Annotated in this window: 20 protein-coding genes; 12 read left to right on the forward strand and 8 right to left on the reverse strand. The window is 47.5% G+C overall.

All coding sequences use genetic code 11. The annotated features are described in order from the left end of the window. Window positions 1-52: 52 nt before the first annotated feature. From DYB02_RS21655 to DYB02_RS21670, 4 genes are all read left to right on the forward strand, one after another. A complete protein-coding gene (locus DYB02_RS21655; RefSeq protein WP_005481466.1) occupies window positions 53-316 on the forward strand; it encodes a DUF3012 domain-containing protein in 264 nt (87 codons plus the stop codon). 235 nt (window positions 317-551) lie between these two features. Beyond that, entirely contained in the window at window positions 552-953 is a 402-nt protein-coding gene (locus tag DYB02_RS21660; protein WP_029804659.1) for a GFA family protein, read from the forward strand. Between the two features lie 237 nt (window positions 954-1,190). Then, a complete protein-coding gene (locus DYB02_RS21665) occupies window positions 1,191-2,870 on the forward strand; it encodes an LruC domain-containing protein (RefSeq protein WP_029804660.1) in 1,680 nt (559 codons plus the stop codon). Window positions 2,871-2,880: 10 nt separating this feature from the next. After that, window positions 2,881-3,345, forward strand: a complete 465-nt coding sequence (locus tag DYB02_RS21670; protein WP_015312876.1) for a hypothetical protein — start codon at window positions 2,881-2,883, stop codon at window positions 3,343-3,345. A gap of 154 nt (window positions 3,346-3,499) precedes the next feature. On the opposite strand, the gene DYB02_RS21675 is transcribed toward DYB02_RS21670, so the two are convergent. Further along, entirely contained in the window at window positions 3,500-3,850 is a 351-nt protein-coding gene (locus DYB02_RS21675; RefSeq protein WP_005481539.1) for a rhodanese-like domain-containing protein, read from the reverse strand. A 259-nt stretch (window positions 3,851-4,109) separates the two neighbouring features. On the opposite strand from DYB02_RS21675, the gene DYB02_RS21685 reads away from it, so the two are divergent. The 4 genes from DYB02_RS21685 to DYB02_RS21700 all read left to right on the forward strand — a co-directional run bounded on the left by DYB02_RS21685 (window position 4,110) and on the right by DYB02_RS21700 (window position 7,473). Beyond that, complete coding sequence (locus DYB02_RS21685) at window positions 4,110-4,400, forward strand: co-chaperone GroES (RefSeq protein ID WP_005373989.1); 291 nt, start codon at window positions 4,110-4,112, stop codon at window positions 4,398-4,400. 33 nt (window positions 4,401-4,433) lie between these two features. After that, entirely contained in the window at window positions 4,434-6,032 is a 1,599-nt protein-coding gene (gene groL / locus DYB02_RS21690; RefSeq protein WP_005463958.1) for a chaperonin GroEL, read from the forward strand. Between the two features lie 105 nt (window positions 6,033-6,137). After that, on the forward strand, window positions 6,138-6,347 hold the full coding sequence (locus DYB02_RS21695) for a hypothetical protein (RefSeq protein WP_005464025.1): 210 nt from the start codon (window positions 6,138-6,140) through the stop codon (window positions 6,345-6,347). Window positions 6,348-6,501: 154 nt separating this feature from the next. Next, complete coding sequence (locus DYB02_RS21700) at window positions 6,502-7,473, forward strand: leukocidin family pore-forming toxin (RefSeq protein WP_005463923.1); 972 nt, start codon at window positions 6,502-6,504, stop codon at window positions 7,471-7,473. Between the two features lie 89 nt (window positions 7,474-7,562). Here the strand turns inward: DYB02_RS21700 and DYB02_RS21705 are convergent, their stop codons facing one another. Continuing rightward, window positions 7,563-8,174 (reverse strand): LysE family translocator, encoded by a 612-nt coding sequence (locus DYB02_RS21705; RefSeq protein WP_029806673.1) that lies wholly within the window; start codon window positions 8,172-8,174, stop codon window positions 7,563-7,565. 109 nt (window positions 8,175-8,283) lie between these two features. On the opposite strand from DYB02_RS21705, the gene DYB02_RS21710 reads away from it, so the two are divergent. Next, entirely contained in the window at window positions 8,284-9,174 is an 891-nt protein-coding gene (locus DYB02_RS21710; protein ID WP_025553338.1) for a LysR family transcriptional regulator, read from the forward strand. Between the two features lie 59 nt (window positions 9,175-9,233). Then, on the forward strand, window positions 9,234-9,605 hold the full coding sequence (locus DYB02_RS21715; RefSeq protein WP_005395273.1) for a VOC family protein: 372 nt from the start codon (window positions 9,234-9,236) through the stop codon (window positions 9,603-9,605). A gap of 102 nt (window positions 9,606-9,707) precedes the next feature. Here the strand turns inward: DYB02_RS21715 and DYB02_RS21720 are convergent, their stop codons facing one another. Beyond that, window positions 9,708-9,929: a hypothetical protein gene (locus DYB02_RS21720; RefSeq protein ID WP_005481464.1), complete on the reverse strand. Its 222-nt coding sequence runs from the start codon at window positions 9,927-9,929 to the stop codon at window positions 9,708-9,710. A gap of 123 nt (window positions 9,930-10,052) precedes the next feature. Here DYB02_RS21720 and DYB02_RS21725 point away from each other — a divergent pair, with 123 nt between their 5' ends. Next, window positions 10,053-10,589: a TetR/AcrR family transcriptional regulator gene (locus DYB02_RS21725; RefSeq protein ID WP_025623567.1), complete on the forward strand. Its 537-nt coding sequence runs from the start codon at window positions 10,053-10,055 to the stop codon at window positions 10,587-10,589. Window positions 10,590-10,662: 73 nt separating this feature from the next. Here DYB02_RS21725 and DYB02_RS21730 read toward each other — a convergent pair whose 3' ends face one another. Beyond that, window positions 10,663-12,105, reverse strand: coding sequence for a hypothetical protein (locus DYB02_RS21730; protein ID WP_029803794.1), 1,443 nt, complete (start codon window positions 12,103-12,105; stop codon window positions 10,663-10,665). A 33-nt stretch (window positions 12,106-12,138) separates the two neighbouring features. Continuing rightward, complete coding sequence (locus DYB02_RS21735; protein WP_029803792.1) at window positions 12,139-13,704, reverse strand: bifunctional metallophosphatase/5'-nucleotidase; 1,566 nt, start codon at window positions 13,702-13,704, stop codon at window positions 12,139-12,141. A 278-nt stretch (window positions 13,705-13,982) separates the two neighbouring features. Here DYB02_RS21735 and DYB02_RS21740 point away from each other — a divergent pair, with 278 nt between their 5' ends. Then, a complete protein-coding gene (locus DYB02_RS21740; protein ID WP_029803791.1) occupies window positions 13,983-15,053 on the forward strand; it encodes an NAD(P)H-dependent flavin oxidoreductase in 1,071 nt (356 codons plus the stop codon). Between the two features lie 31 nt (window positions 15,054-15,084). Here the strand turns inward: DYB02_RS21740 and DYB02_RS21745 are convergent, their stop codons facing one another. The 3 genes from DYB02_RS21745 to DYB02_RS21755 all read right to left on the reverse strand — a co-directional run bounded on the left by DYB02_RS21745 (window position 15,085) and on the right by DYB02_RS21755 (window position 22,889). After that, entirely contained in the window at window positions 15,085-17,565 is a 2,481-nt protein-coding gene (locus DYB02_RS21745; RefSeq protein ID WP_029852958.1) for a GH92 family glycosyl hydrolase, read from the reverse strand. 89 nt (window positions 17,566-17,654) lie between these two features. Further along, window positions 17,655-20,111 carry a GH92 family glycosyl hydrolase gene (locus DYB02_RS21750; protein ID WP_029803789.1) on the reverse strand — a complete coding sequence of 819 codons (2,457 nt, stop codon included), beginning with the start codon at window positions 20,109-20,111 and terminating at the stop codon, window positions 17,655-17,657. Between the two features lie 72 nt (window positions 20,112-20,183). Beyond that, window positions 20,184-22,889: a GH92 family glycosyl hydrolase gene (locus tag DYB02_RS21755; RefSeq protein WP_029803788.1), complete on the reverse strand. Its 2,706-nt coding sequence runs from the start codon at window positions 22,887-22,889 to the stop codon at window positions 20,184-20,186. Window positions 22,890-22,928: the final 39 nt, after the last annotated feature.

Below are 22,928 nucleotides of genomic sequence, written 5' to 3' on the forward strand. Positions count from 1 at the left end.
ACGCTTGTTGAAGTGATGGGTATTTAATTGTTTGCAACTGGAACCTGAATTTATGAAAAAACTAGTCATGCTGATGTTAGCTGTGTCTGCTTTAACTGCTTGTAGCGATGAAGTGGGCACCGAAGGCTGGTGTAACGACATGCGCGATAAGCCAAAAACAGAATGGACAGCAGACAATGCCGTCGATTTTGCAAAGCACTGTGTTCTTCAAGATGGTGTTGGCAGCGAGCAATGGTGTGAGAGCTTGAAAGACAAGCCAAAAGGTGACTGGACAGCAAACGAAGCAACCAGCTTTACTAAGCACTGCATTTTCTAAGTACTGAACTTGCTTAACACGATGTCTCTCATGAAGAGCGATGGCGTGGTTAAACAAAATATTAAGAAAACACCAAGCATCTTGCATGGTGTTTTTGTATCCGAAAAGCCCGTTTTACATTTTCGTTTCATTTTTGAAAACCTGCGTTACCCGTCTTTAATTTGTCGTCTTGTGGTGGCATGGTGACGAGACCATCACCAACCTCACGTAGGTTCATAATAAAAAAGGGACTCAAATGGAAGTACTCAAAGGCTCATGTCTGTGTGGCAAGGTAAAACTCGAAGTGGCGGATGAATTCAAATACATGGGCAATTGCCATTGCTCTGAATGTCGAAAATTTACTGGCTCTGACTATTCATCGGCGGGCGGCATTGCTCTGGATAAGTTGCTTGTTATCCAAGGGAAAGAGGATATTCAAACTTATCAGAAAAGTGAAAATACCGAGCTATGTTTTTGTCGCCATTGCGGCTCAAGTTTGTATTCGAAAAAGAATAACGGAATCGTCAATATTCGCTTAGGTGTATTGGATGATGCCCCACCTCACAAACCAAGCTTTCATATTTTCGTGGCGTCAAAAGCGCCGTGGTTAGAAATAACCGACAACCTAACCCAGTTTGAGGCAGGGCCAAAACTTTAGAGAAAATTCCGTTGTTATCGCGGGGCGAATATCAACGCCTCGCGGATTAAAATTCCACTGCACACGAACGCATTTTCTGAACTCTTCAGACTTCTACTTCGCTTGTCATGTTCATTCTCAAAATGACAAAAAACACCCTTATCATCATAACTCTTTGTTAGATAAATAATTTAATTTAGGCACCATAATTGCTCCTTCTTGCATATGACCAACGTCCGGTTAAAGAAGGGGAACATTATGAGAACAGGGAAACTAATCGCGCTTTCTGGCTGCTGCTTATCATTTTCAGCCAGTGCGCTTATGACCAGCGACTTTACCTTTGAATCTGGTAGTGACAGTTCAAATTATTCAGCTAAAGGTAAACCCGTTAATACCTATTCGGTCGCAGAAACCTTGCCGCAAGATGTACTTAGCAACGTTTACTCCATGTTGCCAGAGGGCACACTCGTCAACAGCGCCTTTATCGCGCCAGAACGTTATTCCAGCATTGATATCGATGAAGAGTTGAATGGCGCGGAGTTCGCAACCGCAAAAGTCACCTTTTTGAATGAAGGGGCTGGGTATCGAAATACGCTCGGTTATTTTGTTTTTGATACCAATAACCCGCCGATCAATAAAGATGAAATCGCAGCGCATGTGATCATTTTCCCTAACACATCGAAAGCGCCAGATGGCGAGATGGAAGAAGGTGACACTATCGACCTGAATGTGCAGCTCACTGCCGGTCAAACGCTTGCGTTCTTCATTATTCCGAATGGTTGGGGCTGGTCTGGCTCATACAACAACATTGCCAGCCTTGGCAGTTGGGGCACGCCATTTTATAGCTATTCCAATCTAAACCCAGAGTCGACTTCAGAAAATCGTCGTCATAACGTGGCTTTTATCGATACGCAAAACGAGTTCTTAGTGCTGGGTTTTGAAGATATTTATCGCCCTGATGGCGACAATGATTTCAATGACTTGCTGTTTACCGTCGAAGTGAGCCCATTCACCGCCATTGATGGCGTCAACACTGATGGTTCCACGGATTCGAAATACGAGCCATTGGTGCAAGAAAACAACCCAGAAGTGACGGTGACTTCGGTTTATCCAAGCTCAGACACGTACGCGACGATGGCGTTTGAAGATCGCTGGCCGCTAATGGGCGACTACGATTTCAACGATGTGGTGTGGCGTTATCGCGTTACCGAACTGCTAAATGGTCAGCGTGAAATCAAAAACATTACATTCGATTACACCTTACAGGCGATGGGAGCTGGGTTCTCCAACGGTTTTGCGGTTCATCTACCAAATGTTAACCCTGCCAATATTGCGTCGACCGTGTTGACTCGAAATGGCGAACCCGTCACTCATCAAGTGGTGCAATCTGGCGGTGAGGCGGTGCTTGTGGTCTCAGAAAACTTGCGCAAAGACTTAGAAGCATTGGGTGAGTTAGACAGCAATTGTACTTTTTATCGCACTCAAACCGCGTGTGTGAGTCAGCAAACGTCAGATGTTCTGAATTATCAACTCACCGTTGGGCTATCGACGCCTGTTTCACGTGAGCAAGTTGGCTATCCGCCTTACGATTCATTCATCTTTGCTTCGAAAGACTCGTATCACGGTGATTTTACTGCCACACCTCCGGGTATGAGTTGGCAAACGCACTTCAAGTCCTTTGCGGGAACCAGTGAGATGAATAACTCTTTTTTCAACCTGCATGATGATAACTCCGGCGGCGCTGAGTCATTCTTGACGAACAACAACATGCCGTGGGCGATCAACATTCGTGACGAGTGGGATCATCCGATTGAAAACGTCGACATCAGTAAAGCGTATCCCGATTTCCCAACTTGGGTAACCAGCAGTGGCGAGTCAGAAACAACGTGGTACCAAGCCTCAACCGCTAACAAAGTAATTCCTGCAACTCAGCAGTAAGGAGCCTGACATGAAACATTCTACAAAACTGCTTATGACGACGTTGATTTCGGCATTAATCGTAGCTTGTGGAGGCGGCGGTGGAGGTGGTGGCTCAACCACGCCTCCGGCACCAACACCGACGCCATCGGTTCAGGTTCTCGACAATACGGCTGACATCGTGGCGGAACGAGACTTCTCATTCGATATTGGTGAAAAAATTACCTTGTCTGTGAATTATACCGGTTCGACCGAGGGGGCGTTGCACTTGTATTCGAAAGCGGCGTATACCACCGTAAATGGCGATGTGATTGCCGACCCGACATCTCGTATCACGACGTTGTATCCAAACATGGCGGGTGACGTAGAGCTCGAAGTGAATGGAAACTGGACACATCTTTATGCGCAATGGGTGCCGATGAGTGCGCAAGAGTCTGAGCAAAATTGGTCGATTGCGCTAAACAATTCCAATAACAACTACCACATTGATTTTTAGAACCGGACTTTGCGAATAGTGGGGAGCGTGTGCTTAAAAGGAGTTGAGCAACGTACATAAAACTAGGGGAAGTCGCAGAGCGCGTTGCCGCTAATCAGCAACGCGCTCTGTTTTTTCCAGATGAAAACGGGTCATGTAGTAACAAAACGAGGGATTATTGGGCGTTTTGCAACTCTTCCAGGCCGCCTGCATTGTGCAGATTTGTGAACCCTTGCGATTGCAAATATTGATAGGCTTGGCCCGAGCGGTTACCACTGCGACAATACAGCACAATCAATTGATCTTTTTTGACGTCTTTAAAATGTTTATCAAGCTCAGATAGAGGGAAATTCACCGCATTGTCTAAATGCCCCTCAGAGAACTCTTGCGGAGTGCGCACATCGACGATCATTGCGCCTTGCTCTATCAGTTGCCATCCTTGTTCCGCGCGTTCAGAAGCCGCTACGTTAGGAGCGAGCAACCCTAAGCTCAGCGTTGCAAGAAACAGAGAAATTGCCTTTTTCATTCTTTCTTCATCCTTATCAAACTATGTGTGCTACTGCGTAAAATAGCCTCCATCATAGACTCATTATGACGGATGGTGAATGAGAATTTTTGATAGAGAATTTTATTTAGTTCGATAAAAAATTTTTATTGATTTTCCCCCTTGAACTCCAATTTTTCGACCTTATTATTTTCATCGAAAACGAGCAGACGACTCGTTAATCCATCTTTATGTTCAAACTATGTCTTTTATTTTTGGTTCTAAGTAGGAGGCACTTCAAATGAAAATTCGTCCTTTAAATGACAAGCTAATTGTTGAAAGACAAGAGGTGGAAAATAAATCTGAAGGGGGAATCGTTTTAACTTCTCAGTCGGTTAAAAAATCAAACCGCGGGAAAGTCATTGCTGTTGGTTTAGGTAAACGCCTTGAAAATGGCGAACGCGCTGCGATGGAAGTCAAAGTGGGCGACCAAATCATTTTCAATGACGGTTACGGCGTGAAAACCGAGAAAATTGACGGCGCAGAATACTTGATTCTGTCCGAATCTGATGTGTTAGCAATCGTTGAGTAATTATTTTTGTAGTAGTTTTTTGAGGAGATAATTATGGCTGCAAAAGACGTATTATTTGCTAATGACGCACGTCAAAAAATGCTGAAAGGTGTGAACTTACTGGCGGACGCAGTAAAAGTGACACTAGGCCCTAAAGGCCGCAACGTTGTGCTTGATAAATCTTACGGCGCGCCAACGATCACTAAAGATGGCGTGTCTGTAGCGAAAGAAATCGAACTGAAAGACAAGTTCGAAAACATGGGCGCACAAATGGTGAAACAAGTGGCGTCCAAAGCGAATGATGAAGCGGGTGACGGTACAACGACGGCTACCGTACTGGCGCAATCTTTCATCAATGAAGGTCTTAAAGCGGTAGCCTCTGGCATGAACCCAATGGACCTAAAACGTGGTATCGACAAAGCCACTGAAGCGGCGGTTGAGAAACTACGTGAAATGTCTAAGCCATGCAGCGACAAAGAATCCATCACCCAAGTGGGTAGCATTTCTGCAAACAGCGATCGCGCGATCGGTGAAATCATTGCAGAAGCGATGGAAAAAGTGGGTCGCAATGGCGTGATTACGGTGGAAGAAGGCCAAGGTCTAGACAACGAATTGTCTGTGGTTGAAGGTATGCAATTCGACCGCGGTTACTTGTCACCATACTTCATCACTAACCAAGAAAATGGCAGCGTAGAGCTAGACAACCCTTACATCCTATTGGTGGACAAAAAAGTCAGCAGCATCCGCGAGCTATTGCCAGTGCTAGAAGAAGTGGCAAAATCTTCTCGCTCGCTATTGATCATTGCTGAAGACATCGAAGGTGAAGCGCTAGCGACATTGGTTGTGAACAACATGCGTGGCATCGTGCGTGCGACGGCGGTGAAAGCACCTGGTTTTGGTGACAACCGTAAAGCGATGATGGAAGACATTGCGGTACTAACCGCAGGTACGGTCATCTCTGAAGAAATCGGCCTAGAGCTTGAAAAAGCAACGCTAGAGCAACTAGGTAGCGCGAAGAAAGTGACCATCACCAAAGACACAACAACCATCGTGGGTGGCGCAGCAGAAGCAAGCGCGATTGCTGATCGTGTGGCTTCGATTGAAAAACAAATCGAAACAACCACCTCTCAATACGATAAAGACAAGCTTCAACAACGTGTTGCGAAGCTTTCTGGCGGCGTAGCGGTGATCAAGATCGGCGCTGCAACCGAAGTTGAGATGAAAGAGAAGAAAGACCGCGTGGATGATGCGCTACACGCTACTCGCGCAGCGGTTGAAGAAGGTATTGTTGCTGGTGGTGGTGTTGCTCTAACTAAGATCGCGAAAGAATTGGCGGATCTAAAAGGCGACAACGATGACCAAAACGTGGGCATCCGAGTTGCGCTACGTGCAATGGAAGAGCCTCTTCGTCAAATCGCAACCAACGCAGGTGACGAAGCTTCAGTTGTGGCGAATGCTGTCAAAGCGGGTGATGCCGATTACGGTTACAACGCTGCGACAGGTGAATACGGCAACATGATCGAAATGGGTATCTTGGACCCTGCGAAAGTAACACGCTCAGCGCTTCAATTCGCAGCGTCTGTTGCTGGCTTGATGATCACCACTGAAGCGATGATCACCAACCACGTTGAAGACAAAGAACTTGATATCTAACGTTACCAATCGTTAGTGATTAAGTAAGCGTTAAAACAACAATAACATTGCAAAACCTAAGCGGGCTCGCTTGAGCCCGCGAATCAGTCATTTGAGGTAAGTGTTATGACCCGTTTGCCTGCGTTTTCTTTCTCAATATCTGAGCCGGGCGGTAATGAAGCTTCGTCAACGTGGCCGACTGCTATTCACTTCCCCCTCGTTCCAGCTGGGCCAGAGTTTTCGATCGAAAATGCTCTGCCTAAACGTCCGACAGTGACGATATTCACTATCGATCTGTCTCAGTTACTTAAAGGGGATGCTCGGGTCATTCATTAACTGCATCGAAACAGCCAGCGTAAGTTGGCTGTTTTTTTTCATTTCTGGGTGTAGGTCAAACTATTGATAATGTGAATCGTTTTCGTCACGTTGATGCAGTGTATTCAATATGTTAGCTTGAATTGGGACTGTTCCCAAGTAAGGTGATAAAATAATGAATAAGAAAATACTGCTTCCCCTAATGTTAGGGATTTCCGCTACTGCTGCTGCTTCTGATAACAAGGTTGTAGAAAGTGTCTTGATTGATAACATCGCGCTAGAAGGTTACGTGAAGAAAAGTTATGAAGTCGTGATGCAAAGCGAGCCTGAGCTTTTCCCGTACGAGTTTCGTGGTAGCCGTGTGCAGATGAAGTTACTGGTTGAGTTATTCCATAACTCAAAGAACGATAAAAAAGCGGCTCGCGTGATCACTCTAGGGAATGGTTATGTACCAGGTAAGCCGGGTGTAAAACACACTTTTGATGCAGCGATTGTTGACCGTTTTACTCAAAACTACCCAGTTGCGTTCGATTACAGCATCTATCAAGCTGGTGGCACGCCTGTATTTAGTGAGGATTACTCACCGCAAAACGAAGCTAATGATGTTTCAGTATCGACAACCACGGTTGCACCGTCTATCGGCTTAACCGCGACTGCAACACCGGGCTCGGCACCAAGTTTTTCTGGCTCGTTGACGACCGATCTCGGTGTGGCTTATACCTCTCGTTACTCAAGTAAGGATTACGTCACCGCAGCCAAACCAAAGGCTTCCATGGAACGCGGTATGGGCGTTAAGTGGACCACCTCTCTTAGCCAAATTTACACCAACGACTACCAGTACTACGGTAAATGGGCGGGTGTTTACCACTACACAGGTTGTTCAAACGAAAACCTATTACCAGAAGAGAACTTGCCGCGTTTGATCTACGGTTTCAAACCGAAATTCCAGTACGTGTTCACACCAGAATTTGAGCGCGGAGAAGAGCCCAAAACGGAGATGATTGCACGAGCGGGCATGAAAGAAGTTGACGAAGGTTTCTCTCGCAATGCGTGTAACTGGTACGATCAAGGCACAACGAGCCATTACACTGAAGCGCAAATTCGCTTCACGATTGATTGGGATAAGCTCACCGTTATCACTCAATAAACGTTTCACTTACCAGACCTAAGGTTTGTGGATTGTAATGCGGCTCCAGTAGCCGCATTTTTTGTGTTCAAACTCTGACCGCAAACGTATTAAGCCTTTAAGCCCAGCATCGCGCCGAAAATGACCAAACCCGCCCCACATGCTTGATTGAGTCGATGCTTAATCTTCAACAAGAAGGCTTGTAATTGGGGGGACGTGAATAAAACTGCAACGATAGAAAACCAAATGCCGTGCAGCGCAATCATATAAATCCCGTAAAATAAGGCGATATGTTGCTGACTAGAATCGGGAGAAATCACTTGGCTAAAAATACTCAGAAAAAACAGCATCGTCTTAGGATTGAGTAAATTACACAGAAATCCCTGCATGAAAAATCGCCACATTGAATACTCGCTCTGTTGAATGGTTTCTGAGTTTGGCGCAGGCTGCGAGGAGAATATTCCTTTAATCCCAAGGTAGACAAGATAAGCAGCCCCAAGATAGCGCACGAGATTAAACAACCATTCATTTTGTGAAATTAAGTAACTTATCCCCAGCATGGAGTAAGCGATGTGGATGCTTATCGCTATGCTGATACCAATCGCACTGTATACGCCAGCTTCTCGTCCTTGATTTAAACTGTTTCTTAATACCAAAACAAAGTCTGCGCCAGGGCTAATAACAATAAGCACGCCCAATAGCGCAAGAGTTACAAATTCCATATCGGTTTCCTGTTTGAATGATGAAGTCTGTGATGTAGCGGAATTGTAGGCGTCTTTGTTACTGACTATAATCGAAAAATATTCCCATATTGGTGAGAAAAACTCACAGATGCGTCACCTAAAATCTTTCTATGTCTTCCACGTTGCGGCGAGCTCTTCAAGCTACACTGAAGCGGCTGAAAAACTGAACATCACCCACGGAGCCGTGAGTAAGCAGATAAAGCAACTTGAGCAATATCTGTCGCAACCTTTGTTTTTGAAAGAGGGCAGGAAAGCCGTGTTGACGGCAGAAGGTGAATTACTCAAGACATACACAAAAACGGCATTCCAAACGCTAGAAACAGGCGTGAATACACTCATTCAAGAAAAGCATCAGCATCTTGAAGTGTCTTGTGAACCGACATTAACCATGCGTTGGTTGATGCCAAGGCTTGCTGCGTTTAATGATGAACACCGTGCTGATGTTCGTTTGTCGACGGCTGGAGGCCCGGTAACATTAGGATCGACAGGGCTTTCGATGGCGATTCGTCGAGACGATTTTGCTCAGCAGCACGATTACAACAAAACCATTCTTGTTGAAGAGTGGGTGGGGCCAGTATTTTCTCCTGAGTATTGGCAATCCATTCAAGACGATTTGGATGCAGTTCGATTGTTGAATAGCCAAACTAGACCGCATGCTTGGGCGGATTGGCAGCAATCAACACGTTGTGAAACCTTCAACGGCAACACTCAGCAATCATTTGCGCATTTTTATTTTTGCATACAAGCCGCGGTGGATGGCTTAGGCGCGGCGATGGGATCGTATCCTTTTGTTATGGACGATATTAAGCGCGGTAATTTGGTCGCGCCATTTGGTTTTGTGCTATCAGGTTGCAATTATGTTTTATTGAGCCAAGATAAAAAGCGTACAGAACTCGAACATAAATTCATCACGTGGTTACAAACGCAAATGGTAGAGTGTGTACCACTACCATCGCAGCAAAATACGCAAGGCGAATAGAAGGCGTAGAGCGTGATTACGTCAGTCAGTTTGATGGAAAAGGGCTTAGGAAATTGGAAATGGAAAACCTCAATATTGTTGAAATCAAATCATTTGTTCCAGCGAAAGATTACGCGCTCTCAAAACGTTTTTATGAGGCGATAGGCTTTGATATGGCGTCAGACTTCGGTGATGTGGCGTACTTCTCTCAAGGCAGTTGCGCGTTTCTTTTACAGAATTTTTATGAGCCAGAACACGGCAACAACTTCATGATGCACTTGCTCGTAGAAGACGCAGAAAGCTGGCATCAGCACTTGTCCAAAGTGGGTCATGAAGAATTTGGTTCGCGTTTAACTGAGCTGGTCGAGCAACCTTGGGGTATGCGCGAATGTTGTTTGTTTGACCCTAGTGGCGTTTTATGGCGAATCGGTCAGAACATGAATACTGATTAACGCCAGTCCTCTTTTCACCACATCCATATCGCGCAGGTATTGAAATCTCGATACCTGCGCGTTTTTGTTTTTTGCTTAACCTTGCCAACGTTTCTCGCGCACTCATGCCTTTTTCGAGGTGGTGTGTGATGGACTGACCCCAAAAAGCTCCTCAAGCAGCATGGCTTTGAGTTCTGCTCTGACTTCTGCCCCGCCGATTAACGCCAAAAGTGCGAGCCCGCCTGGTATGAGAATCACCATCAATATTGGTCTTAAAATATAAGAAAAGCAGAATATGGTCGGCAAGAAAATCAATCCTTGGCCTAGTTTGTTTAATACGTACATGAGCGATTCCTTTTGTTTTTATATGAAATTGAGCGTGCTCATTTTTATAATTGAGCGCGCTCAATTTGTCAATGTCAGCCGCTCAAGGTATGATCCTTTCAGGCTCATTAAGCAGATACATCAATGACGAAGCGACAACAAACCAGAGACAAAATCCTAAAAGCCGCGTGGGCATCTTTTGCTCAGAATGGCTATGACATGACGACCACAAGGCAGATTGCGAGAGAAGCAGGAGTCGCCGATGGTACGGTGTTCAGCCACTTCCCGACCAAACTGTCGATTTTGCGCGAAGGGATGCTGACGCAACTGCAACAGATCAGCCAAGAGACGCTAGTCAGTGTGGAAGGTAAGACAGATATCGACATTGGTTTGGCGCTGACGGAGAAATACTATCGCTACTATTTTGCGAACGTCGAGTTGAGCCGAGCCTTGTTGAAAGAGGTGATTTGGGATTTGGATTATTACCAGTCGTTTAACCAAGCTTTGTTTCAATCTGCGAGCGTAAGTTCTGTTCTTGAAGACAAAATGCCGTTGATTTTTGACTGCTACTTTATGACGCTAATCGCACATTTAAGTCGAGCAGAACCAGATGTTGAAGCTGCGCTTACAGATCTTCATGCTAAGTTTCAGCAAATCATTCCCATTGAATCACTTGGCTAATGGCTAAAAGTCGTATCTGAGATCCAGCATTTCAAACAACATCGGTTTTGATGAAGCCTTCTTGTTCGAGCGTTCAAAGGTGTACAGGAGCGTTAACCGAGCGGTTGATTGATTCGGCTATGCTATCGACGCGAGACAGGTCGATCTCATCCACCCCAACTTTTGGTGGTGATTGCATGGCTGAGTAGTTATAGAGAAATCGATAAATCGCTTGCCACTGTTTAATGCGCTGCAAACTCAAGTGGGCAGCGTAGCTTGGTGGTAACCATTGGGTATAACGGTTCCAAAACTCGCTGTTCCAATTCGGGTGTGCCGGGATTAATTCGTCTATCGATTCCGATGGTCTTGCGCTTTTTGGAGTCAGCCAACCCATCCCCACTTGCCAACTCCCATATTGATTTTGGATGTTTCCACGACGCCACGTTTCATCCCACCAACTCATCTTTTGCTTTGCATGATTTAAGCTCAGGTTTTCCTCACTTTGTCCAATATGGCAATAATAGAGTTGCGTCGTGCCCCGCTTAATGGCGGAGGTAAAAGCGGTGATCGCTGCCCCTCGTAAAAAGCTTTCATGTTCGAGGACAAAGCGTTTCGGCACTTTGTTAGCAAAGTATTTCGCCAAGTTTTGCATGTGCGCGTGCGCAGCAAAAACTGGGCGAGTGAGTAGCACTTCTTTTGATTTCGCGTGCGAACCATCGCAGTAAGCGAGTTGGTCAAATTGGCTGCGGCTAAGAATTTTGTCGTAAGTGCGCTGTGCTTGGAGAAATACATCTGATTCGTTTGGCATTTCTTCTTGCTGCGTTAATTGGTAACGGCTTTGCTCCCAAAGCGGTTGAGGAATGACGTGCTCTGACATCTCTGTCTGAGGAAACCAAGCGTTGTCACTGAGCAAAAGCACGTAACCCGTTTGGGCATCGGCGCTGCATAGTGTCCAAATATGCGCTGCACGTTGTTCTCGACCATGGTGGCGAAAACCAGAGCGCGCCACTTGAACAAAGGAACGAGTTTGGATATTCGAGAACGATAAGTGACGTTCGTATAAGCGACTAAAAGTGTCCAGCATACTTGCCAAACGTTCAAGATATTGTGAAAAACGGCGATGATTCAAGCCCAATTTATACTGTAAATCTTTGGGTGAAACCTCGGCCAATAGAGCATCAAGCAGTGGTTGGAGTGTGTGGGATTCTTTGTTCGGGTTCAGCAGCGTTGCGGTTTTTTGACAGCAGCGACACTTTACTCTTGGGCTACCGACGGCGGTTCTCCCGTAACGTTGCCAAGCAGGTAATCGGCATTCGCAATGAGGCAATAGCTTCAACTCAAAGGTTTGCTGTTGTAGTTGATGAGCCAATGCGAGTATCGGCTCGTTAATCAAAACCGGAGGATAAGCACCACACTCAGGGCAATGCCACGCATCGTAGCCAAGCCGATTTGAGCGCGAATACAAACTGAGATCAGGTACGCCGCAATTAGGGCAGCCAAATGATTTACAGCCATTGTATTCTCGACGAAAAGTCATGGTGCTTATCCTTTGAGGTTATTTGTCAGAGACTCACTCTTTGACGCTGACATCCACTTGGCGACCCAGAGCCGGAACGATAACGTCTTTCTTGGCTTTAAATTGGTCAATCAATACTTGGGTGACTGAATCGCCTTGCGATTCTAACGTGCCCTTTTCAAATACATGATAACCGTCACCCCCGCTCGCTGCGTAAGAGTAAGTGGCCACTTTGTATGATTGCGAGTCGTTCACTGGTTTGCCATTTACGTTCAGGCTGAGCAGGCGTTTACCTTGCGGTTTTGCGTTGTCGTAGTGCGCTTCAATACCGGAGAATTGTGCCAGACCGTAAGGCAAGGTGTAGCTGTACTCCAACAGTTCTTTCAACTGTACACCGTTGAGTTTTACGACGGAAAGTTTATCTGTGAATGGGAAAAGATCCATTACGTTTTCCATCGTTACTCGGCCTTTGTTGAGGTCAACGCGAATACTGCCCGAGCTGATCATACCCACATCCGCTTTAGCGGCTTCGCGCATCATATCTGCTACTAAATTACCTACGTTGGATTCGCGATAATAACGTCGGTACGCCGTGTCATTAATGGTCGCCAACTGCTGACCAAGCTCTGGGTATTGTTTGCGAGCGTTGGCGATAAGATCGCTGGTTTTCTTGTCGCGTTCAAGTTTGTCTGACTCGACAGGGATCAGTTTTCCGTCTAGCAGTTTTACGTCGTGCTTTTCGGTGTCTACGGCAAATTTAGTGTAACCCAAGTATTTACCTTGGCCGAAAGTGAGGCCGATAACTGTGCCCGTTTTTGGATGCACGACAGGCTTCCATAAGCCATGGTCAGAGTGGCCGCCAAAAATCACATCGACCCCTTTTAGCTTGCCTGCCATGTCGTAATCTTCATCAAAGCCGCGTTGCACTTCGGGATCGGCTTCTTTGTCGGTTTGCATTGGTGCCGTTTTATTTTGGTGTGTGAGCACGACAACCATGTCCACTTCGTCGCGGATCTTATCAACCCAGAACTGAGTGGTTTTGATTGGATCGTCGATAGTCAAACCTTTGCGATTACCTTTCCACATAGTGTTGTAGAAGGCATCAACGCCCATTACCCCAATTACACCGACACGAATGCCATCGCGTTCAACAATGGTATATGGCGAAGCAAAAGGCGCATTGTTTTGCTCAAACTTGATGTTGGCATTGAGCACGGGGTAGGCGGCTCTTGGCATGTTCTCTTTCAAGGTTTGCCAGCCGTATTCAAATTCGTGGTTACCGAGCGTTATCGCGTCGTAGCCCATCGCGCTGTACAAATCGAAAGAGAGCTTGCCTTGCGTTTTTTTCGCGAGTGACCCAGTGAAAATGTCCCCCGCATCGAACAAGAAACTGGTCTCCTCTTGCGCGCGGGTTTGTTTGATCAGTGTGGCAAGGTAAGGAATACCGCCAATGCGGCTAATGTCTGGATTCCAAAATGCGTCAACGGGCTCATAAACGCTTTCAATGTCGTTGGTGTGCAGCAACGTGACGTTGCGAATTTCCGCAAAGGAAGAAAATGACACGCCGATAGAGAACGCCGCTAACGCATACAGCAACGGCTTTTTAGAAAATGTCTTCATAGTTGATCCGGTAAAAGTTGAGTAAGAAGTAAGGTTTCGCGAAACAGAGCAACTTTAAAAAAGCACGTAACTCAGGCGATTGAATTGGATCACATAAATTCATGTCAGTAATCGCTAATTGACGCGGAATATCATTTTGAGTGGGCGTTGAGTGCACAGAAATAACAACGCAGTTGGGTGAAAATTAGCCGATATGAGATAGTGGACATATTGATGTGCACTAGTGAAAACTCGCATAAAACAACAAAATTTCAGTTGGACGAACTCAAGGAAGAACGATGAAAAACAACGCATTTAATGCACTTTTGGGGACAGAGTTACCGGTTATTCAAGCCCCAATGGCTGGCGTGCAAGATAGCCAAATGGCCATTGCTGTGAGTAATGTTGGCGGGCTTGGCTCGTTACCTTGTGGAATGCTGAATAAAGACGCCATCGTTAAAGAACTCCAACTTATTCAACAGGCGACCAATCGACCGTTCAACCTCAACTTCTTTTGCCATGAAATGCCGAAATACGACGCTAACAAGCACGAAGAGTGGCAAAAAACGCTGCAACCGTATTTTGCTGAAGTTGGTGCAACCGTACAGGCTCAGCCAAACGCTCCGACAAGGATGCCTTTCAATCATGATATTGCTGACGCGATTGAACCATTTGCACCGCCAGTGATCAGTTTCCACTTTGGTTTGCCTGCCGATGACTTGTTAGCGCGAATTAGAGGCTGGGGAGGGAAGATCCTTTCGACAGCGACCACTGTGGATGAAGCACTGTGGTTGGAAGCAAAAGGCGTTGACGGCATTATTGCTCAAGGCTTGGAGGCTGGTGGACACCGAGGCATGTTTTTATCGGATGATTTATCTGCTCAATTAGGCTTGATGGCGTTGTTATCGCAAATCGTCAAGCGCGTGAATTTACCTGTTATTGCAGCAGGAGGAATTGCCGATAGAAACGGTGTACAAGCCGCGCTGAAGTTAGGAGCAAGTGCCGTGCAGGTTGGCAGCGCCTATTTGTTGTGTGATGAGGCAAAAACCTCGTCTTTACATCGATATGCGATTGCCAGTGAGCGCGCGCAGCATACGGCGGTGACCAATGTTTTCTCGGGCAGACCAGCACGAGGCATTGTGAATCGCGCGATGTCGGAGCTAGGCTACATCTGTGAGTCTGCGCCGAAATTCCCATATGCTTCCATTGAAATGACTCAGTTAAGAGCGCTTATGGAGAAGCAAAACCGAGATGAATTTACGCCGTTGTGGTGCGGACAAAATTCGTCGGGTTGCAAAGAAGTTTCGGCAGCAGAAATGACACTGTCATTAGTGGAAGGGATTGATTTGAGCTTATGTTCCTCAGACTGATTTGGCCTGAGGAACACATTTCAAGTGAAGGTTATTGAGGCGCTTTCATCGCTTCTGATTGATCGCCCGTCATCACGAAGTGCAACTCACCACCCGGTTTGAACTCGGAATGGTCGAAGAAGAAACCGTTATCCAAAGCTTTGCCATTGATGGTGACAGACTTGATGTACATGTTGTCATCGGCGTTGTTCTCTGTGGTGATGGTGAACGTGCCGCCTTTCACCGGAATCACCGCTTTGTCGAATAGTGGACGACCCACAGTGTAAATAGGTTCTGCTGCGTTCACTTGGTAGAAGCCTAATGCAGACATCACATACCAAGCGGACATTGCGCCCACGTCTTCGTTACCAATGACGCCTTCTGGCGCAGCGAAATACATGTCATCCAGAATGTGGTCGACGACTTGTTGTGTCTTCCAAGGTTCTGCGGTCCAGTTGAATAGGTAAGGAATGTGGTGCGAAGGTTCGTTACCAAACGCAACTTGACCAATCAAACCAGACATATCCGGTGTTTCTGTACCTTGGCTTTCTGCGGTGAAGGTTGCTTCTAGGTTCTTCTGGAACTCAGCATCGCCACCCATAATGGTCTTCAAGCCTGCGATGTCATGCGGTACAAACCAAGTCCACTGCCACGCGTTACCTTCGGTGTAGTTGCCTGTCTCGTGTTCCGTACCGTATGGGTCGAATGGCGTCATGAAGGTTTCATCAATCATCACTGGGCGCATAAAGCCCGTCACGCCATGTTCTGCGTATTCCGTTGGGTTGTAATCGAAGTACTTCTTGTAGCCTTTCGAGCGTTCAAGGTATTGCTCTTCCGCTTGAGTATCACCGGCTGCTTTGGCGATTTGCGCGATAGCCCAATCGTAGAACGCGTTTTCTAGACCGTAAGAAACAGACTCAACCGTGTAGTCTTCAAATACTGGCTCACCATCGACACGTTGGATAGCTGGCGTGAAGCCGTTTTTCTCAATGTAATCGATGTGCTTGGTTAAAGTGCGATCCAAGACGCCTTGATCCCAATCGGCTTGCAGTGCTGGGTAGTTCTCATAAGTTGAAGAGTCGATCGCGGCTTTCAGCGCCAGCTCTTTCTCTTGCTGAGTAAACTCTTCTGGGAATTTGGTGATCGCATCCGCAATCACTGCTACCGCTGGATAGCCAACCATGGTGCCTGTCTCGTCACCTAAGTGTTCCCATTTCGGCAGCAAGCCGCTTTCAGTGTACTTCTGAACTAGGTTCTTCGCGTATTGCACCGCGCGGGTTGGCTCAGTGATGGTTTTTAGTGGGTGTAATGCACGTTGGGTATCCCATAGAGAGTAAACCGAGAAGTTTGGTTGCTCTTCTGTTGCTTGACCGTAAGCGATGGAATATTCCCCTTCGCCTTCACGAATCGAGCCTTTGCCCATGCCTCGGAATCTACCATCCACGTCTTGATGCACCATAGGCGCAATTTTGGTGTGGTAAAGCGCAGTGTAGAAGATCTCTTTCTGATCTTCTGTGCCCCCTTCAATTGAGAAGTTGAGTGCTTTTGCCCATTTCTCGCGTGCGTTGTTACGCGCAGTATCGAAAGAGACATTCGCTTCGGCATCGTGGTTGTTTTCTGCACCTTGTGGGTCAACCGCAGATAACGCCACTTGCGCATTCAACTCTTGTGAGCCTTCATCTTCAAATTCGATGTAGGCAGTGACGTCCGCTTTGACACGCTTAACTGGATTACCTTGGTCATCGTAAATCAATTCAGAAACGTGCTCTGCCGTTAGGCCGTCAATAGGCTCACCATTGGCAAGGATGTAAACGTTTTTGATCTTCTTATCGAAAGTCGCATAGAAGAAGATTTTTTGGTTTTTCGCCCAACCAGAGAAGTGCGCTGCATCGCGCTCGCCCGTGATGGTATGACCGTCTTCGCTCACCGTCAGTTTGTTGCGCAGAGAGGTCGAACCCCAATCACTGTTAAGGATGGAGTTGAGGTCTATCTTCAGACGTTGTGGTTGACCTTGTGGGTAGGTGTAGCGGTGGAAGCCGACACGTTCAGACGCTGTAAGCTCAGCTTTGATACCGTTCTCAGCAATCTTCACCGAGTAGTAACCCGCTTCTGCCACTTCTGAGGTTTTGTCCATCTTGACTGAAATCGCTTCGCGGTAGTCGTCGCTGTCTTCGATGTATTTAGCTTTATCTTCGGTAAACGGCAGGAACAGAATGTCACCTAAGCCGCCCATACCCGTGCCAGATAGGTGAGTGTGGGAGAAGCCAAACAGGGTCTTTTTATCGAAGTGGTAACCTGATGAAGAGTGCCAGCCGATCAGCTCGGTATCTGGAGAAAGTTGCACCATGCCTTCTGGCACAACAGGACCCGGGAAGGTGTGTCCGTTAAAGCCTGTCCCAATGAATGGGTCGACGTATTTTAGGTTGGAAGTATCGACGCTTGGTGAGGTGTTATCGTCGTTATCGTTGCAGCCAGCCAAACCAATAACACTTGCAATCACTGCGGTGGCGATAGCGGTTTTCGTAAAGTTCATAATCTTGATTCCTTAGGCAGGAAGCGCGTCACTTCCTGCCACTGAGTTAATCTATCTGCTTATTCTTTAAACACGAATTACATAAAACGTTACTGAGCTTGAAGCGCTTCTTGCTTGTCACCGGTCATGACGAAGTGAAGCTCGCCGCCCGCTTTGATTTCGCTGTGCTTGAAGGTGAAGTTGGCATCCAGCGGTTTGCCGTTGATGGTTACGGACTTCACGTACTTGTTGTGTGGGCTGTTGTTGTCTGCGATGACGTTGAACTCGCCGCCTTCCACTGGAATGGTGATTTCATCAAACATAGGGCGACCGATGGTGTAGACCGGATCCGCAGGCGTCACTTGGTAGAAGCCCATTGCCGACATCAAGTACCAAGAGCTCATCTGACCCACGTCTTCGTTACCAATCAAGCCGGTTGGCTCGCTGGTGTACATCTCTGACATGATGCGGTCTAGGTACTCTTGTGCTTTCCATGGCTCATCCGTTAGTGCGTATAGGTAAGGAATGTGGTGCGATGGTTCGTTACCGTGCATGTACTGGCCGATGTAACCCGTTAGGTCTGGCAGCTCTTCACCTGTGTTTGAAGAACGCGCATTGAATAGCTCGTCCAAGTCTTCACGGAAGGCTTTCTCTGGCGTGGTGTCTTTGCCTTGAGCCAAGTCTGCTTGGTAGATTTCTTGTTTCAGACGGTTGAAATCGTGCATTGGTTGGAACTTCCATTGCCACGCGTTCCCTTCGGTGTAGGCAAACTCGTCCACATAGTAAGGGTCGAATGGTAGCAGTGGGCATTTTTCTTTCATCACACCTGAGCCTTCAGGCCATTCAACCATTTCACACTCATCCAAACGCTCTTCATCAATCGGTTGGTTGAACTCCAAAGGCGGTTTGTTTGGTGATGAGCTTAGCGGGTGGTTTTTCGGACGTAAGAAGCCCGTCTCTGCATCCCAATGGTTAAGCCAGTTGTCGGCACGAGTCATAAATTCTTCTTGCAGTTTTACATCGCCAGCCATGCGCGCGATTTCTGCCATTGCCCAGTCGCCATATGCAAACTCAAGCGTGTAAGATGCACTGTTCCAGTAGCCGTGATGAACAAAGCCGTTTTCTTCGTACACCTTCACTTGCACAACGTTTGCTGCGCCGATGTTGTTGTCTTCCGTCCAATCTGGGAATTCAGACGCCTCGTGGTAACGCACCGTAAACTCAGCCGCTTCTTTGGCTAGTTGTGGGTCGATGTCTAAGCCTTTCGCCATCGCGTCAGCAATGATAGAAACCGCAGGGAAACCGATCATAGTGCCCGTGTAATGGCTGTGCAGTTCCCATTTCGGCAAGATGCCACCGTCTTCGTATTTACGAATCAGGTCGTTGGCAAACTCTTCGGCACGTTCTGGGTCGATAATGGTTTTCAGTGGGTGCGCTGCACGGAAAGTATCCCACATGGAGTACACAGAGTAGTTTGGTGTGTCGCCCGCGTCTTTTTGAATGCGAGTACGCATCGCAGGGTATTGACCGTCGACATCTTGGAAAATCATTGGCGCGATAGAAGCGTGGTAAAGCGCGGTGTAGAAGATCTCTTTCTGATCTTCCGTGCCGCCAGATACCATCATGCGGCTAAGCTCTTGGTGCCATGCGTCGTTGGCTTGAGCGCGCGCAGTATCAAATGACACGTCTTTCGCTTCTGCCTCTAGGTTCTTCTCTGCACCTTCTGTGCCTGTTGGTGACAAGCCTACTTGGATTTCTAGCGGTGTTGATGATGGTGCGAATTCTAGGTAAGCGATGGTTTTAACTGCGTCGATGTTGTCGTTGTTTACATCGATTTCCGTTTCTGCGCCATCAACTAGAGCAATAGCTTTGACGATAGGTTGGTTGAAGGTGGCGTAGAAGTACACATGTTGGTTGTTCGCCCAACCGTTCGAGCTACGTAAACCGCGGATGGTGTAAGCGTCGATGAACTCTAAATCACCCTTCATGGTGCGGTTGTTGAAGTGACCTTTGTTGAGGGTGTGGTCTAAATCGAACTTGATGTGTGGCGTGGTGCCTTCTTTGAAGGTGTAGCGGTGGAAACCAACACGTTGCGTGGTAGTTAGCTCGGCTTTGATTTCGCCTTTGTTCAGTTCAACCGCGTAGTAGCCCGCTTCTGCGGTTTCGTTGTCTTTATCGAAGGTGTTGAAAACGGCGTTTTCTTTCTTGGTGAAAGGCAGAACTAAGATATCACCAAGGTCGGTAATGCCTGTGCCAGAAAGGTGAGTGTGGGAGAAGCCATACACTGGGATTTCAGTCAGCTTGCCGTGGTCGAAGTAACCGGCGGCAGAGCCCCAGCCTTCCATTTCGGTATCAGGAGATAGTTGTACCAAACCGTAAGGCACAACCGCCCCCGGGAAGGTGTGACCGTCTGCGCCCGTACCAATCAATGGGTTGACGTATTGGGTCAGAGTGGTGTCGAGGGATGGTGTACCAGAGTTGCTGTTGTCGTCATCACTGTTACAGCCAGCAAGACCAAACATGGCAGCGAGTATAGCGGTAGAGATAAGGGTTCTTTTTAGTTTCATGTTTATGGTTCCACTGAAGTGAAGTTTTTTAGGGGGCTAGATGCCCCCTTTCGTTATTTGAATGGGTGTCAGCTACAGCGCTTTCATCGCTTCAGATTTGTCTGAAGTCATAACGAAATGCAGCTCACCACCGTCTTTCAAATCGCTGTGCGAGAAGCTGAAGTTGTCACTCAATTGTTTGCCGTTGATGGTCACCGACTTCACGTAGATGCTCTCTTGGCTGTTGTTTTCTGAGGTGATGGTGAATTTACCGTCCGCGACTGGAATCACGGCTTTGTCGAACAGAGGACGACCGATGGTGTAACTTGCTTCGCCCGGTGTGACTTGGTAGAAGCCCAATGCAGACATCACATACCACGCCGACATCTGACCGACGTCTTCGTTACCAATCAGACCTTCATGGGTTGGGTGGTAGAACTCGTTCATCGCTTGATCGACGATTTCTTGTGTCTTCCAAGGTTCTGCCGTCCAGTTGTAGAGGTAAGGCACGTGATGATCTGGCTCGTTACCCATCACGAACTGACCGATGTAGCCAGACATGTCGTGTGATTGGCTTGTATCGGCGTTGGAGTCCGCATTAAACAGCGCATTCAAGTTGGCTAAGAATGCCGCTTTGCCTTGTTCGGTTACGTCTTCAGGAAGAGAGAAGTCAGTACGGTCAATGTGCTCGCCGCCCATCACGTTAGCCAGACCGTTCAAGTTGTGCGGTGCAAACCATGTCCATTGCCATGTATTGCCTTCAGTAAAGTCTTCACCACGGTGCTCGGCGCGGTAAGGCCAGAACACGTCACTTTCGTTGAGTGCTTTGCGGTCTTTACACGCGTTGTAGTCCATACCGTCTGGGATAGACAGCGCCATGTTCTCGTCCAAACATTCGGCTTTCAGGTTGTTTGCCCAAACCTTGCTGCCACTGTTCATGTAAGCCGGACGCATAAAGCCCGTCGCACCCAATGCGTTGCCTTTGGTGTCTTGCAGTTTGCCGTATTGCTCTGGGTTGTAATCGAAGTAGTTCTTGAACGATTCAGAGCGCGCCATGTAGCGGTCGTATTGTTGGTCATTGCCCGCAAGTTTAGCGATCTGAGCGATACACCAGTCGTAGTATGCGTTCTCAAGACCGTAAGACACCGACTCGTTCACAAGCTCGTCGTATTTATCGACTTTCAAGCCCTCCACGTAACCCGGTTTGTCGCCAGAGTCCGGCGCCCATTTGGTGTTAGCTGGAATAAAGCCAACGTCTTCTTGGTAGTCGTTATGACGTGTCATGACCGTGAAGCGTTTGTCACCGTTCCAAGCATCTTGGTAAGGTACCCAGCTCTCTGTTTTATCAAGGTTGAAGTTGACTGTTTCGTCAGCGGCTTTCAGTGCCAAATCAAACTCAGCAGTGGTAAAGGCTTCTGGGTGTTTGACCATTATATCGGCGATAACCGAGACCGCAGGATGACCGACCATTTCACCGGTGTAATCCGAGTGCAGTTCCCATTTTGGCAACACGCCACCCGTTTGGTATTTGTTCAATAGATCGCGTGCGTTTTCAATCGCGCGGTCTTTATCGATGATGGTTTTCAGTGGGTGTGCGGCGCGGAAGGTATCCCACATTGAGTAAACCGAGTAGTTCACTAAGCCATCTTCTGCTTGGTGCACTTTGCCATCCATGCCACGGTATTTGCCATCCACGTCTTGGTATAGGAATGGGGCAACAAACGTACGGTAGAGCGAGGTGTAGAACATGGTTTTGTCAGCTTTGTTGCCGCCTTCCAGTTCAAACTCGCCAAGGATGTTTTCCCAAGCCACGCGGTTTTGTTGTACGACGTTGTCGAAATCCCAGCCGTTGGTGTCCGCTTCTAGGTTTTTCAGTGCGCCGTCAACGCCAGTGCCAGAAATCGCTACTTTGACCACCAATGGCTCATCGCTCTTACCAAAGTTCAAATGCGTCAGGACATCGTTTGCGCGTTTCGCCAAACGTTCTGGGTCAGGTTCTGGTTCGCCCGGCATTGGTTTGTGTTCTGCGTAACCACGGTAATCTTCCAAGCCGACTTCAGTAGCGTCAGTTGGAGTCAGTTTGCTCTCAGAAGCCAGCTTGGTGTACAGGTTCTCTTCGACGATTGGATCAGAGAATTCTGCCGCGAAGAACACGGTTTGCCATTGACCCCATTCGTTTGAGGTACGTGCGCCTACGACGGTGGTGTCGTTAACGCGTTTGTAGTAGATGCTGCGAGAGTGGTTGCCGTATTGCTCCAACAGCTCGTGTTGCAGGTCGATACGTACTTTACGATCTTCACCCGGCTTGAAGGTGTAACGTTGGAACGCCACGCGGTCGGTCGCCGATAGCTCAGCTTTTACGCCGGTTTCTACAAGGTCAACCGAGTAGTAACCAACCTCCGCCACTTCCGAGCTTTTATCCATGGTCACGGCATCAGTATTGAAACCTGTGTATGGCAAGAAGGCGAAGTCGTTTAGGTCGCCTTTACCTGCGCCGGAAATGTGGGTCATTGAGAAGCCAGAAAGCAGGCTGTGCACAGGATCGTATTCAACAGGCGAGCCTTTGCCATTCCAACCGTTTGGATCGAAGTTATCTGGGGACGGTTGAATCATACCTTCTGGCATAACTGGAGACGGGTTGACGTTGCCAAGACCTTTAGTGCCGATCAAGGTATCAACGAATTCCAAAGTAGGGGTAGAGATAACTGGAGTTTCTGGATCAGAGTCGCTGCCACAACCAGCAAGACCAAGCATGGCGGTTAACACTGCAGTAGAGAGTAGGGTTCTTTTTAGTTTCATTGTTTTTATTCCACGAGAAAAGGGGACACGAGGTCCCCT

The organism is Vibrio parahaemolyticus (assembly GCF_900460535.1).
Taxonomy (GTDB): domain Bacteria; phylum Pseudomonadota; class Gammaproteobacteria; order Enterobacterales; family Vibrionaceae; genus Vibrio; species Vibrio parahaemolyticus.

What these genes read in the sequence shown, in the direction of transcription:
- DYB02_RS21655 (WP_005481466.1), top strand. Translation starts at nt 53, where the DNA reads ATGAAAAAACTAGTCATGCTGATGTTAGCTGTGTCTGCTTTAACTGCT.
- DYB02_RS21660 (WP_029804659.1), top strand. Translation starts at nt 552, where the DNA reads ATGGAAGTACTCAAAGGCTCATGTCTGTGTGGCAAGGTAAAACTCGAA.
- DYB02_RS21665 (WP_029804660.1), top strand. Translation starts at nt 1,191, where the DNA reads ATGAGAACAGGGAAACTAATCGCGCTTTCTGGCTGCTGCTTATCATTT.
- DYB02_RS21670 (WP_015312876.1), top strand. Translation starts at nt 2,881, where the DNA reads ATGAAACATTCTACAAAACTGCTTATGACGACGTTGATTTCGGCATTA.
- DYB02_RS21675 (WP_005481539.1), bottom strand. Translation starts at nt 3,850, where the DNA reads ATGAAAAAGGCAATTTCTCTGTTTCTTGCAACGCTGAGCTTAGGGTTG.
- DYB02_RS21685 (WP_005373989.1), top strand. Translation starts at nt 4,110, where the DNA reads ATGAAAATTCGTCCTTTAAATGACAAGCTAATTGTTGAAAGACAAGAG.
- groL (WP_005463958.1), top strand. Translation starts at nt 4,434, where the DNA reads ATGGCTGCAAAAGACGTATTATTTGCTAATGACGCACGTCAAAAAATG.
- DYB02_RS21695 (WP_005464025.1), top strand. Translation starts at nt 6,138, where the DNA reads ATGACCCGTTTGCCTGCGTTTTCTTTCTCAATATCTGAGCCGGGCGGT.
- DYB02_RS21700 (WP_005463923.1), top strand. Translation starts at nt 6,502, where the DNA reads ATGAATAAGAAAATACTGCTTCCCCTAATGTTAGGGATTTCCGCTACT.
- DYB02_RS21705 (WP_029806673.1), bottom strand. Translation starts at nt 8,174, where the DNA reads ATGGAATTTGTAACTCTTGCGCTATTGGGCGTGCTTATTGTTATTAGC.
- DYB02_RS21710 (WP_025553338.1), top strand. Translation starts at nt 8,284, where the DNA reads ATGCGTCACCTAAAATCTTTCTATGTCTTCCACGTTGCGGCGAGCTCT.
- DYB02_RS21715 (WP_005395273.1), top strand. Translation starts at nt 9,234, where the DNA reads ATGGAAAACCTCAATATTGTTGAAATCAAATCATTTGTTCCAGCGAAA.
- DYB02_RS21720 (WP_005481464.1), bottom strand. Translation starts at nt 9,929, where the DNA reads ATGTACGTATTAAACAAACTAGGCCAAGGATTGATTTTCTTGCCGACC.
- DYB02_RS21725 (WP_025623567.1), top strand. Translation starts at nt 10,053, where the DNA reads ATGACGAAGCGACAACAAACCAGAGACAAAATCCTAAAAGCCGCGTGG.
- DYB02_RS21730 (WP_029803794.1), bottom strand. Translation starts at nt 12,105, where the DNA reads ATGACTTTTCGTCGAGAATACAATGGCTGTAAATCATTTGGCTGCCCT.
- DYB02_RS21735 (WP_029803792.1), bottom strand. Translation starts at nt 13,704, where the DNA reads ATGAAGACATTTTCTAAAAAGCCGTTGCTGTATGCGTTAGCGGCGTTC.
- DYB02_RS21740 (WP_029803791.1), top strand. Translation starts at nt 13,983, where the DNA reads ATGAAAAACAACGCATTTAATGCACTTTTGGGGACAGAGTTACCGGTT.
- DYB02_RS21745 (WP_029852958.1), bottom strand. Translation starts at nt 17,565, where the DNA reads ATGAACTTTACGAAAACCGCTATCGCCACCGCAGTGATTGCAAGTGTT.
- DYB02_RS21750 (WP_029803789.1), bottom strand. Translation starts at nt 20,111, where the DNA reads ATGAAACTAAAAAGAACCCTTATCTCTACCGCTATACTCGCTGCCATG.
- DYB02_RS21755 (WP_029803788.1), bottom strand. Translation starts at nt 22,889, where the DNA reads ATGAAACTAAAAAGAACCCTACTCTCTACTGCAGTGTTAACCGCCATG.